We start from the raw sequence: 12,501 nt of genomic DNA, 5'->3' as shown, positions 1-12,501 counted from the left end.
TAAGGAATGATAATTATGAAACTATATGATATCATAAAGGACGTTGCGAAAACTTCTCTGCCTGATATGGAGATAAGCGACGTCACGAGCGACACAAGAAAGGCTGTCAAGGCAGGCTCGATGTTCGTGTGCATAAAAGGAAAGACCTTTGACGGACATGACGCTGCTAAGGACATGATAGAAAAGGGCTGTACAGTTGTAGTCTGCGAAAGAGATCTGGGGCTTGACTGTCAGATAATCGTGGAGAACACAAGAGAGGCTTTCCCTCTGCTGTGTGCGGCATTTTTCGGTCACCCTGAAAAGGAACTTACTCTTATCGGTGTAACAGGCACTAACGGAAAGACGACTATAACAACTGTTATAAAGAAGGTGCTTTCTTCATTCGGCTGTAAGGTTGGTCTTATCGGCACTTGTCAGAACGAGATAGGCGACGACGTTTATCCTACTGCAAGAACTACTCCTGAACCTTATGATCTTTATGAGCTTTTCAGAAAAATGGCTGACGAGAAGTGCGACTATGTTGTTATGGAAGCATCTTCACAGGGCTTGGAGCAGAAAAGACTTTCAGGCTGTCATTATAAGGTAGGCGTTTTCACTAACCTGACGCAGGATCATCTTGACGTTCACGGCACGATGGAAAATTACTATCAGGCTAAGAAGATACTTTTCACTATATCTGACAACGCTATCATCAATATAGACGATGAATACGGCAGAAGGTATCTCAAAGAGATAAGCTGTCCTGCGAAAACCTATTCATGCTGTACAAAGGCTGATTTCAGAGCAGAGGATATACTGCTTTCAGCAAGCGGTGTGAAGTATGTTTTCACTGACGGAAAGATAAAGCACAATGTTTCATTCAATATGCCCGGACTTTTCAACGTTTCAAACTCGCTGGCTGTTATAGCCTGCTGTGAGACCCTTGGATTTGACGTTGACAAGACTATCAGAGCTTTGGGGACTATGCAGGGCGTAAGAGGAAGAGCGGAGATAGTTCCGACGGGCAGAGATTTCACTGTTATATGCGACTATGCTCACACTCCTGACGCACTTGTGAACGTGCTTTCGGCTATAAAGAACAGTGCAAGCGGAAAGGTAAAATGCCTTTTTGGCTGTGGCGGAAACAGAGACGCTTCAAAGAGAAGCCTTATGGCTGCGGCTGCGGCGGACAATGCTGATTTTCTTATCGTCACTTCCGACAACCCGAGAAATGAAGATCCGCAGGATATCATAAACGATGTTCTGGTTGGTCTGGAGGGCAAGACGACTCCTTACATAACTATCGTTGACAGGCGTGAGGCTATCCACTGGGCTATACATCATGCGGAAAAGGACGATATCATCGTGCTTGCCGGCAAGGGTCATGAGGATTATCAGATACTTGCAGGTGGTGTGAAGATACATTTTGACGAGAGAGAAGTCGTTGCGGACGCTCTTAAAGAGCTTGAAGCTGAGGGCAGATAAGAGATAGAAAATAACATATTTGTTATGTAGTGGAGCAGCGCAATTTCTGCTTTGCAGAAATACGATGTCCCGTTTACATCGTTTCGGCGATGAATGAAAATAGATATATATTTATAAGAAAAGGGAAAGGAGATACTGCCGAGAAATTGGCGGATAAGAATTAAAATGGAAAAATTAAGCTTACAGGAGATAATATCGGCGGTTCACGGAAGCTACGGCTATCCTGCTGACGTTGAAATTTCCGATATCTCCACCGATACGAGAACAATAAAGCCAGGTTCGCTTTTTATTGCACTAAAGGGTGAGAATTTTGACGGACACAACTTTGCCGCAAAGGCTATGGAGCTTGGTGCGGAGGCTGTTGTCACGGAAAGACCTGTGGAGGGTGCAAGATGTATGATAGTTGACTCCACTGCAAGGGCATTGCTCGACATTGCGGGGTATTACAGGTCTAAATTCGATGTTAAGGTAGTTGGCGTAACAGGAAGCGTGGGAAAGACCACCACTAAGGATATGATAGCCCTTGTTGTGGCGCAGAAATACAAGACGCTGAAAACTCAGGGCAACCACAACAATGAGATAGGTATGCCACAGACGCTTTTCGGTCTTGACAGCAGTTATGAGGCGGCTGTTATCGAAATGGGTATGTCGCATCAGGGGGAGATATCGAGAATGTCAATGTCATGTCAGCCTGACGTGGCTGTTATAACCAACATCGGCATTTCACATATTGAAAATCTCGGCACGCAGGAAAACATTCTCAAGGCGAAGCTTGAGATACTTGACGGTGCGGCTTATGACGCTCCGCTGATACTTTGCCGTGATGATAAATTGCTTGCAGGGGTGCAGTTACATTCTGACAGAAAGGTTTATTACTATTCTGTATCAAAGAAGGACTGCGATGTTTATGCAAGCGGTGTTAAGACTGTTGACAACAGCATAACATTTACTATAAACTATGAGGGCGGAAAGATAGCCGCCCAGATAAACTGCCTGGGCGAGCATAATGTAAAGAACGCTCTTGCGGCGTTCTGTGTGGGTCTTGCGCTTGATATTCCTCCTGAGGATATCGTAAAGGGCATTGCTCAGTTCAAACCTGAGGGTTTAAGACAGAATGTTACCGTCATTGACGGAGTTACATATATAGTTGACTGCTACAATGCGGCGCCTGACTCAATGAAAGCGAGCCTTTCGGTGCTTTCACAGGCACAGGCGGAGGGCAAGCGCATTTGCGTGCTTGGAGATATGCTGGAGCTTGGCAAGAACTCAAAGACCTATCACAGAAATGTGGGAGAGTATGTTGCGGCTTCAAAGGCTGACCTGCTTTACTGCTTTGGCGAGGACTCAAAGTGCTATATAGAGGGTGCTGAGAAAAAGGGCTTTGCAAAGGAAAATTGCAGGCACTTTGAAAGCAGAGATGACCTTGCGGCGGCTTTGAAAGAGGTAGTTGCAAAGGGCGACGCTGTGCTTTTCAAGGGAAGCAGAGGAATGAAGCTTGAAGAAGTGTTCAATGCACTGACAAAATGAGCTGGAGCGTGCAGGCGGTGATACTGGGGTGTGAAATGGTGCTGGGATATGTTCTCGGCAGAGTGTTCATACCATATTTCCGCAGGATAAAAACAGGCAAATTCGATTTTTATATAGGCGACAGGTTCGCAAAGGACGGCTCTGAGCCAAAATTCGGCGGAGTTGTCATAATGCTCTGCGTTATATTCGGCATTGTTACGGGAGTTATATTTTATGACTCACAGGCGGTGCTGAGTTTTGAGAACGGAGAGTTTTCAAGGCGTGTGTTTATCGCTCTGGGCGGAGTTTTGATGCTCACGGCTATCGGGCTTTCGGAGGACTATGTTAAGGAGAAAAAGCTTGGCATAGGCATGAAGCCTTTTTACAAGATATGTATGGAGTATCTTATATGTCTTGGTGTATGCGTGGGGCTTAGATACTGCGGAGGAGTGCAGACGGCTGTGCTTATGCCTTTTCACTTGGGCTATGTGCAGTTCGGCGGGCTTTTTTATCCGCTTTTTCCGCTGTTTATGACAGTGGGGATAAACATGGTGAAGATACACGATTGCGCAGGCGGTAAGACCGACACTGGTACTGACGGGCTGTGTGCTGTAACGGCTTTGATATTTTCAGCAGGGCTGTCAAGCGGTCTTGCGGCAGGGGCAGGCTCTGACGCCGCTCAGCTTTTTGCTGTTTGCACAATGGGTGCGGCAGGAGGCTTTCTCTTTTGGGGGTGCAGTCCTGCGAAGCTTTATTTGGGCGAGTCGGGTGCGCTGGCGCTTGGTGGTCTTATGACTATGGCGGTGCTGCTTTCGGGAGAATATTTCGTTTTCCTGCTGGCAGGTGCGGCGGTGGTCGTTGACGGAGCTTGCGGGCTTTTGCAGTATATCGTGTTTAAGATAAGAAAAAAGCTGCTTATGAGAGGTTACACGCTTCATGAGCATTTACAGAAAAAAGGTCACGGAGATCACGCCGTGATAGGGATATTCGCTGTGATATCTGTGGCAGGGGCTGCGGCGGCGATAGCGTTTTTGATATATTCGGGAAAGTTTTTCATATAGAGATTTTGTTGGGAGGTTGTTTGTTTGGCTATAAGAGGTCCTAGACGTGAACGTGACGGAAGCATAGTGTATAATAGTCACGTTCCTCTTAAACAACCTGTGGCACAGGCAAAAAGAAAACATAGATTCAGATTTATACTTACGGAGATAGACAAGCCGTTTTTTATTCTTGTAATGGTATTGCTTGTATTCGGACTTCTGATGATGTTTTCTGCAAGCTATGCGTGGGGGCTGAGTGAATATAACGATGGATATTATTATCTGGTGAGCCAGCTCAAGTCTGCCGGACTTGGTCTTCTTCTGATGTTTGCCACGAGCTATCTTGATTATCACTTCTTTCAGAACACTAAGATAGCATATATTGCGTTTATCGCCACATATCTTCTTACGTTTTATACAGCTCTTTTCGGAATAGACGTTGCCGGTGCAAAGCGTTGGATACAAATAGGTCCGATCAGCTTTCAGCCGTCGGAGCTTCTGAAGGTAACGTTCATTATTATTTTCGCATACATAATGTCGGTGAATTATCCTAAGTTCAAGGATTGGAAATTCTGTATTATACCGTTTACTGTGATAATGGGCGCGGTGGCGCTGGTGCTTATTTTTCAGAGGCATATGTCGGCTGTTATGCTGGTGGGTATCATGGGCGTGTCTATGATGTTCATAAGCGGTATGCCAAAAAAGACCTTCTGGAAATTTATCGGTGTGTGTGCTGTTTTCGGGGTGCTGCTGCTGATATATAAAATGGCGTCAGGCTCAGGCTTTTCTTATATTTCAGATCGTATACAGAGCTGGAAAAATCCTGAATCCGACCCTAGCGGAAAGACCTTCCAGACCTATGAATCTCTATTGTCTATAGGCTCGGGCGGCTGGTTCGGTCTTGGATTTGGAGAGTCAAGGCAAAAATACTATCTGCCTGAGTCGCAAAACGACTTCGTTTTCGCAATTATCTGCGAGGAGCTTGGCTTCGTGGGTGCAATGGTAGTGGTACTGCTGTTTGTGCTTTTTATAATCGAGGGCTTCATGATCGCTTCAAGAAGCAAGGATCGTTTTGGTATGCTTCTTGCGGCTGGTATAACAATACAGATAGGCTCGCAGGCACTTTTCAACATTATGGTAGCCTGCAACGCTTTCCCTAACACGGGTATTTCACTGCCTTTTTTCAGCTACGGCGGTACTGCACTGATGATACAGCTTGCAGAAATGGGTATCATGCTCAACGTTTCACGTCAGTGCATCAAAAAAAAGTAAAGAGGTATTAGTTCTATGCTCAGAGTTTTACTTGCAGGCGGCGGTACGGCAGGTCATGTAAATCCTGCTCTTGCCATTGCGGAGATCATAAAAAAACATTATCCTGACGCTGAGATAAGCTTTGCGGGAAATCCTGAAAAGCTTGAGGCTAGGCTCGTGCCTGCGGCGGGATATAAGTTCTATCCTATAAAGATAGAGGGCTTTCGGAGAAAGCCTAACTGGGTAAATCTCAAAAGAAATATCCATGCGGCAGGGTGTCTTGTAAAGTCAGGAAGCACTGCAAAGAAGATAATAAAGGAAGCAAAGCCTGATCTTGTTATAGGAACCGGAGGCTATGTTTCAGGACCTATAGTTAGAAAAGCCGCTAAAATGGGCATAAAGACGGCTATTCACGAGCAGAACGCTTTTCCGGGCGTGACAAACAAGATACTTGCAAAGTCTGCGGACGTTGTTATGCTCACTGTGAAGGAGGCAGAAAAGTATATGCCCGAAAATGCTAAGACGGTGGTGACAGGTCTGCCTGTAAGGGGAGCTTTCAACACCATGTCAAAGGCGGAGGCTAAAAAACAGCTTGGTTTTGATGAGAACGAGATATGTGTGCTTTCAACAGGCGGAAGTCTGGGTGCGAGAGTGCTTAATGAGAATATCGCAAAGCTTTTGAAATGGTATCAGGACAATGATGTTAAGGTCTGTCATATACATTCCTACGGCACTTATCAGGGATATAAGGATTATCCTGAAAAGCTCAGGGCTATGGGTATAGATATCAACAACAGCAGACGTATCATAAAGGATTATATCAATATGCCTGTGGCAATGGCTGCGGCTGACCTTGTTATATCAAGGTGCGGAGCAGCTTCGCTGGCGGAGCTTGAAGCAATGGGCAGAGCTTCTGTGCTTATCCCGTCGCCTATGGTGGCTGAAAATCACCAGTATTACAACGGCATGGTAATGCAAAACGCAGGAGCAGGCTTTGTTATCGAAGAAAAAGACTTGACGGAAAAGCTTTTCATTGATACTGTAAAGGGGCTTATAGAAGATCCTGAGAAACTCAGACAGTGCTCGGAAAACGCTGCAAAGCTTCATGTTGCCGATACTGAGGACAGGATATTCAAGGCTTTAGAGCCACTTATTAAGGGATAAGGAACGCAAAATTTAAGGGGATAAAATAATGGATAAGAATTACAGACAGTATAACAAGAGGGCTTCAATGGACAGCATTGAAGTGCCTGATGTTGACAAGATAAAAAAGCTGTCAGATAAAAAGTTCAAGGGCAGCGGAGTGAACCGCACCGCCGACGAGATTTTTGACGGAGAAAAGTTCAACAAGGCAGGGGAGTTCGACCGTGCCACAAAGACTTACGATGACCCTACCAAGCACAAGGAAGAGGACGATGAGGACGATTTCCTTGAGGACGCTGCGGCTATGCCTGCACAGGCGGCGACAGGTCTTAGCAAGGGAGTAAAGGTGGGAGATTCATATGTTAAGCGCGGCAAGATAATAAAGACAGTTGTGGCTGTTATTATTGTGCTTGTGCTTATGGTGTTCTTCTTCCCACCGCTGTTTTTCAATGACGCAGACAAGAGCGTGGTTAGATATGATGACAACGTGTTCAAAACAATGGGTATGACGGATTTTAAAACATATGCGCTGTCAAATTATTCTGTATACAACGAAGAAGCTTTTGGTTCTGAGTTGAGTTCAAGCTACCGTTTTGCAGATATAGTGTTCAATATCAAAAACCCGTCTCCTTTTGAGATAAAGATACCGCAGTATGAGATCAGCCATGTTTCTTCTGAATATGACAACGCGGTATGCTATGCGACCAGCGTTACGACAAACAGCGACGGCGAGGTCATAGGCGACACTGTTCCTCCGTTTTCCAGCAAGGAGGTCACTGTAAGGATACTTGTGAATATCACTGATATGGACGATAGTACGTTTGACGATTGCGTTACTGGCATGATACTTTCAACTAAGGATATGAAAAAGAAGATAGGCATGGACTCCTATCTGCCTTGTTTGCCTGCTTTTATGCCTGTTTCAAACGCTACAGAGATATATATCAACAGATAGCTTTAACCTATATGGGCGGTCCTGCATAAGATAAGTCAAAACCTTAAAAGGAGCGACGCTTATGCAACGGCTTATCATTCAGGGAGGAAGCAGGCTGAACGGAGAGATAACCGTTCAGGGAGCAAAAAATGCAGCTCTGCCGCTGCTGGCAGGGTGTGTTCTTATAAACGGAGAGATCAGGCTACATAACTGTCCTGCACTTTCGGACGTATTTGCGGCTTGTCGCATTCTGTCGGTGCTTGGGGCAAGGTGCAGCCGTGAGGACGGCTGTGTTACTGTGGACGCAAGGGGCGCTGTAAAGACCTTTGTGCCAGATGAGCTTATGAGAGAGATGCGTTCGTCTATCGTTTTTCTGGGAGCTGTTCTTGGAAGAACAGGTGAATGCAGGCTGTCATTCCCGGGAGGGTGTGAGCTTGGTCCGAGACCTATAGATATGCATCTGTGCGCACTTAGAAAAATGGGCGTCAGGATAAACGAGGAGTATGGCGTGCTTAGCTGCACCTGCCCGAGAGGGCTTAGAGGGGCTAGGATAGACCTTTCGTTCCCCTCTGTGGGAGCGACTGAGAACATCATGCTTGCGGCTGTTCTGGCAAAGGGCGACACAGTGATATACAATGCGGCAAGAGAGCCTGAGATATGCGATCTTGCGGAGTTTCTGAACTGCTGCGGTGCAAGGATAAGCGGCGCAGGGGGCGGAACGATAACAATAAGCGGTGTGGAAAAGCTACACGGCTGTGAATACTCTGTCATGCCCGACAGGATAGTTGCGGCGACTTTTATGAGCGCGGCGGCGGCAACAGGCGGTGAGATAGGTCTGCTTGGGGCAAGGGCAGGGGATATCCGTGCGGTCATACCTATATTTGAGCAAATGGGCTGTCAGGTATTTCTATATGAGGACAGGATATTTATAAAAGCGCCTAAACAGCTAAAAGCTGTGCGGACGGTGAGGACTATGCCTTACCCGGGATTCCCTACGGACGCTCAGGCGATAGTCACGGCAGCACTTGCTAAGGCAAAAGGCACCAGTGTGGTGGTGGAAAATATTTTTGAAAACCGCTACCGCCATGTTGACGAGCTTGTGAGAATGGGTGCGGATATAAAGACAGAGGGAAAAGTGGCTGTTATCGAGGGCGTGAAGGAGCTTTACGGAGCAAAAGTCCGTGCGCCTGACCTTAGAGGCGGTGCGGCGTTAGCTGTGGCGGCGCTTTCGGCAGAGGGAGAAACATCTCTCACTAATATAAAGCTTATGGACAGGGGCTATGACTGCATTGAAAATGCTTTTACGCTTCTGGGCGGAAACATAAAACGTGTAAATTACTAGCAGTTAGGAAAGAGTAAAATGAACGGAACTTACAAGGAAAACAGAATGAACTCACAGCGGCCTGCGGCACGTCGGCAGACAGTGAATATGCGCAATGTGTATGTTGCCAGCTTTTTTGCGGCTGCGGCGCTGCTGCTGGTGCTGAGTATGTTTTTGTTTTTTAATGTGTCGGAGATAAAAATAGAGGGCGTTACCCTTTACGAGCAGGATCAGATCCTTGGCGTGGGCGGCGTTTCAACGGGACAGAACCTTGTGAGGACGAATACGGATATAGTTGAAAAGCGTTTGAAAGATACTCTTGTGTATCTTGATGATGTCAAGGTCACAAAGAAATTTCCGTCAACACTTGTTATAACCTGCACAGAGGCCGAAAAGGCGGCTGATATCGAGTATAAAAATTCATACTATGTGCTGTCTGCTTCGGGAAAGATACTTGAAACGAAAAATCCTGCTCCGACAGGGGATATACCTGTTGTAAAGGGTTTTGAGCTTAAAAGCCTTAGTCAGGGCGACAAGCTTGCTTCTGAGGATTCATTTAAGGCGGATATCCTTAAAGAGCTTCTGAATGATCTTCATGACCTGAAATTTAAAAATATAGACTCTATTGACCTGACCACCCGTTCGGATATTAAGCTTATGTATGACGGCAGGCTTGAAATAAAGCTTGGAAGCTCAGTGGATATGGAATACAAGCTTACATATCTTAAGGCGGTAATTGACAAGAGCATTACTGACGATTACGAGGGTACGCTTATTTACAACGGTGCTGACAGCGGCATTTCGGCTATTCCGAAATCGCAGGACGAGTCGTCAAAACCTGACGACACAAGCTCTGCAAAGCCAGATGACAGCAGCAGTGCGGTATCGGCTGATACTAATATTGATGACGGCAGCACATGGGACAGTGATAACTCATGGTCAGGGGACGATAGCCAAGGCTACAGCGACGATACCAACGCATGGGACGGCAATGATGATGCTGACAATGCAGGCACAGATCAGTGGACAAACGAGAACGGAAACACCGACTGGGGATATGATAACGGCGGTGATCAGGGCTATACCGACAATGGATATGCTGACAACGGCTATGTGGACGGTCAGACTAACACAGGCTGGTAGTGGTCAAGTAAACTAATTGTATAGTATACACAAATGAAACTGAAAAATCAGTCGTTTTATTGATAATTAATAAAAAGTTTATAATGGTTTCATTTAAGTTCTTTACTTTTTGACAAAAGTATGATAATATATTATTGTATCTATTTATGTGCATATTCGGCACATAGGCTTTTTTGCATTTTATTTTTGATTTGATAAATTGATATGTAAAAATACGGAGAAGTATGAAAATTCGCTTTTAGGAGGAGTTCTATTATGGGTTACGAGTATGTTGAAGAGCCAGTCGTAGGCGCAAAGATCAAGGTAATCGGTGTCGGTGGCGGCGGTGGAAACGCACTTAACTGTATCGCACAGGCCGGTATCGAGGGAAATGTTGAATATATCGCTGTTAATACTGATATCCAGGCACTGCATAAGTCAGCTGCACACACACAGATCCAGATAGGTGAGAAGCTTACTCACGGTCTGGGCGCAGGTGCAAAGCCTGAGATCGGCGAGGCTTCCGCTCAGGAAAGCAAGGACGAGATCGAGAACGCTATCAAGGACGCTGACATGGTATTCATCACAGCAGGTATGGGCGGCGGAACAGGTACCGGTGCTGCACCTGTAGTTGCTGAGATCGCACAGTCACTTGACAAGCTCACTATCGCAGTTGTTACAAAGCCTTTTAAATTTGAGGGCGCAAAGAAGATGGAGAGAGCGGAGAAGGGTATCGAGGCTCTTATCAAGCACGTTGACGCTCTTATCGTTATCCCTAACCAGAACCTTATCACAAACGAGATGCGCCTCACTATGAAGCAGTCTTATGCTATCGCTGATGAAGTTCTTAAGACAGACGTTATCGCTATCGCTGAGATCATTACAAGACATGATGAGATCAACGTTGACTTCGCTGACGTTACTACTATCCTCAAGGGTGCAGGCAGAGCGCATATTGCTATCGGTCACGGCGAGGGCAAGGATAAGGTACAGGATATCATCAATCAGGTCATTTCTTCTGACCTTCTTGAAACTTCTATCAAGGGTGCGAGAAGACTTATCGTAAACGTTACAATGAGCGAGGATCTCCTTATCAGTGATATGGACGAACTTACTGCTGCTATAGCAGACGCTGCTGACGATAATGTTGAGATCATTTTTGGTAACGGCACAAATCCTGATACCAAGGACGCTATGGACGTTACTGTTATCGCTGCTGACTTTGTTGACAGAGATGACGTTCCTGAGGCTGCTGCACCAAAGGCTGCGACAACATATACTGCAAATTTTACTCAGAAGGCTGACGACGCAAAGGCTGATGCTGAAGCGATGCACAAGGCTGGCGTTAAGGCTGCTGATAATCCAAATTATTACGACGATATCTTCAATATCTTCAAGAACAAGTAATAATGCTTTCAAAGGCGGATCGGCGTTTACGCTGTCCGCCTTGTTTGAACCAAAATCAGAAAACGTTTACATAATTAAAGAGGTTTTCGTATTCTCAGAAAATTATCATGATATTGAAAATTTTTCGCAAAAGCACTTGAAATCTTACGGAAAATTTGATATAATTATTCTGTGATAAATATGATTTTAAGACATTTTGTATAAATTTCAGTTGCTATTTTGTATGGAATAATGAAATTTTTGAAAACGGCTTAAATCAGTTGAAAAATAACGTGGTTTATTGTATAATAGAGATAATCACTAATGTGGAGGGATTGAAATGGCTAGTAATGGTTATTTAAGAACGGTTAGAGTCGGCGGATTTGATAAGCAGGACGTTCTTGCTTATGTAGACGACCTTACTTCTAAAATTTATACTCTTGAGGCTCAGGTCAATGACCAGAACGAAACTATCGAACGTCTTGAGAAGCAGGGCGGCGCTCAGAAGCAGGACTTCGAGGGCAAGAAGGAACTTGAGAAAAAGGTAGAAGAGGCTAAAAATAAGATAGCCGAGCTTATGGCTAATACTGATACAATGAAGGTTCGTATCGCTGACTATGAGCAGCAGGTAACTGAAAAGGACGCTGAGCTTGAAAAGCAGAAGCAGGAGATCGAGGATCTTAAAGAGAAGCTCGAAACTGCTGAGGCTAATGCCGGCACAGCCACTCCTGCATTCGATCTTGGAAGCGTGTTCATGGAAGCTCAGAACACAGCTAATAAGGTCGTTCAGGAAGCTAAGAAGGCAGCTAAGCAGATGGAAGATGAAGCTAAACAGCTTCAGGATCAGGTTCTTGCTGACGCAAACGCACAGGCACAGAAGCTTGTTACAAATGCTCAGACAGAGGCTGATACTACACTTCAGACAGCTAAGTCAAGCGCTGCTGCAATGACAGCTGCCGCTAAGCAGGAGGCTGAAGCTGTTACAAGTGCTGCAAACAAGCAGGCTGCCGAGGTAACTTCTAAGGCTAATGCAGAGGCAGAGGCTGTTACATCAAAGGCTAACGCAGAAGCCGCTGACGTAACATCAAAGGCAAATGCTGAGGCTGCAAAGGTAGTAAGCGACGCTAAGAACGAAGCTAAGAACATCAGAGCACAGTCTGCTGATCTGAGAGAGTCTGTTAAGACACAGTTCACAAGTCTGAGCGAAACTGTTCAGCAGCTCGTTACATCACTTAACGATCTGTATGGCAATAGTATCGGTGCTGTAAACACTGCAAGAGATCTTATTGACGATGGTCTTTCTCTTGTAAGCGATGATGACGCTGAATAACAGT

At 45.6% G+C, this 12,501-nt stretch carries 10 protein-coding genes; all 10 read left to right on the top strand.

Annotated elements, in window-relative coordinates; all coding sequences use genetic code 11:
* Positions 1-15 precede the first annotated feature (15 nt).
* The 10 genes from KQH97_RS04075 (at position 16) to KQH97_RS04030 (ending at position 12,497) form a co-directional block, all read left to right on the top strand.
* On the top strand, positions 16-1,464 hold the full coding sequence (locus KQH97_RS04075) for a UDP-N-acetylmuramoyl-L-alanyl-D-glutamate--2,6-diaminopimelate ligase (protein WP_117859042.1): 1,449 nt from the start codon (positions 16-18) through the stop codon (positions 1,462-1,464).
* 165 nt (positions 1,465-1,629) lie between these two features.
* A complete protein-coding gene (murF, locus tag KQH97_RS04070) occupies positions 1,630-2,991 on the top strand; it encodes a UDP-N-acetylmuramoyl-tripeptide--D-alanyl-D-alanine ligase (protein ID WP_022288352.1) in 1,362 nt (453 codons plus the stop codon).
* Between the two features lie 17 nt (positions 2,992-3,008).
* A complete protein-coding gene (locus KQH97_RS04065; protein WP_216552884.1) occupies positions 3,009-4,031 on the top strand; it encodes a hypothetical protein in 1,023 nt (340 codons plus the stop codon).
* A 24-nt stretch (positions 4,032-4,055) separates the two neighbouring features.
* Positions 4,056-5,282, top strand: a complete 1,227-nt coding sequence (locus KQH97_RS04060; protein WP_117863108.1) for an FtsW/RodA/SpoVE family cell cycle protein — start codon at positions 4,056-4,058, stop codon at positions 5,280-5,282.
* 15 nt (positions 5,283-5,297) lie between these two features.
* Positions 5,298-6,425, top strand: coding sequence for an undecaprenyldiphospho-muramoylpentapeptide beta-N-acetylglucosaminyltransferase (gene murG / locus KQH97_RS04055; protein ID WP_216552882.1), 1,128 nt, complete (start codon positions 5,298-5,300; stop codon positions 6,423-6,425).
* A 28-nt stretch (positions 6,426-6,453) separates the two neighbouring features.
* Entirely contained in the window at positions 6,454-7,359 is a 906-nt protein-coding gene (locus KQH97_RS04050; RefSeq protein ID WP_216552880.1) for a hypothetical protein, read from the top strand.
* Between the two features lie 61 nt (positions 7,360-7,420).
* Positions 7,421-8,680, top strand: coding sequence for a UDP-N-acetylglucosamine 1-carboxyvinyltransferase (gene murA, locus KQH97_RS04045; RefSeq protein WP_117863110.1), 1,260 nt, complete (start codon positions 7,421-7,423; stop codon positions 8,678-8,680).
* Positions 8,681-8,698: 18 nt separating this feature from the next.
* A complete protein-coding gene (locus KQH97_RS04040) occupies positions 8,699-9,802 on the top strand; it encodes a cell division protein FtsQ/DivIB (protein WP_216552878.1) in 1,104 nt (367 codons plus the stop codon).
* Between the two features lie 255 nt (positions 9,803-10,057).
* Positions 10,058-11,188 (top strand): cell division protein FtsZ, encoded by a 1,131-nt coding sequence (gene ftsZ / locus KQH97_RS04035; RefSeq protein ID WP_022288359.1) that lies wholly within the window; start codon positions 10,058-10,060, stop codon positions 11,186-11,188.
* 319 nt (positions 11,189-11,507) lie between these two features.
* The gene (locus KQH97_RS04030) at positions 11,508-12,497 is read left to right on the top strand and encodes a hypothetical protein (protein WP_022288360.1); all 990 of its coding nucleotides are present in this window, start codon (positions 11,508-11,510) and stop codon (positions 12,495-12,497) included.
* Positions 12,498-12,501: the final 4 nt, after the last annotated feature.

Source organism: Ruminococcus sp. MSJ-25 (assembly GCF_018917825.1).
GTDB lineage: Bacteria > Bacillota > Clostridia > Oscillospirales > Ruminococcaceae > Hominimerdicola > Hominimerdicola aceti.
This window is presented reverse-complemented; position numbering and strand designations above follow the sequence as displayed.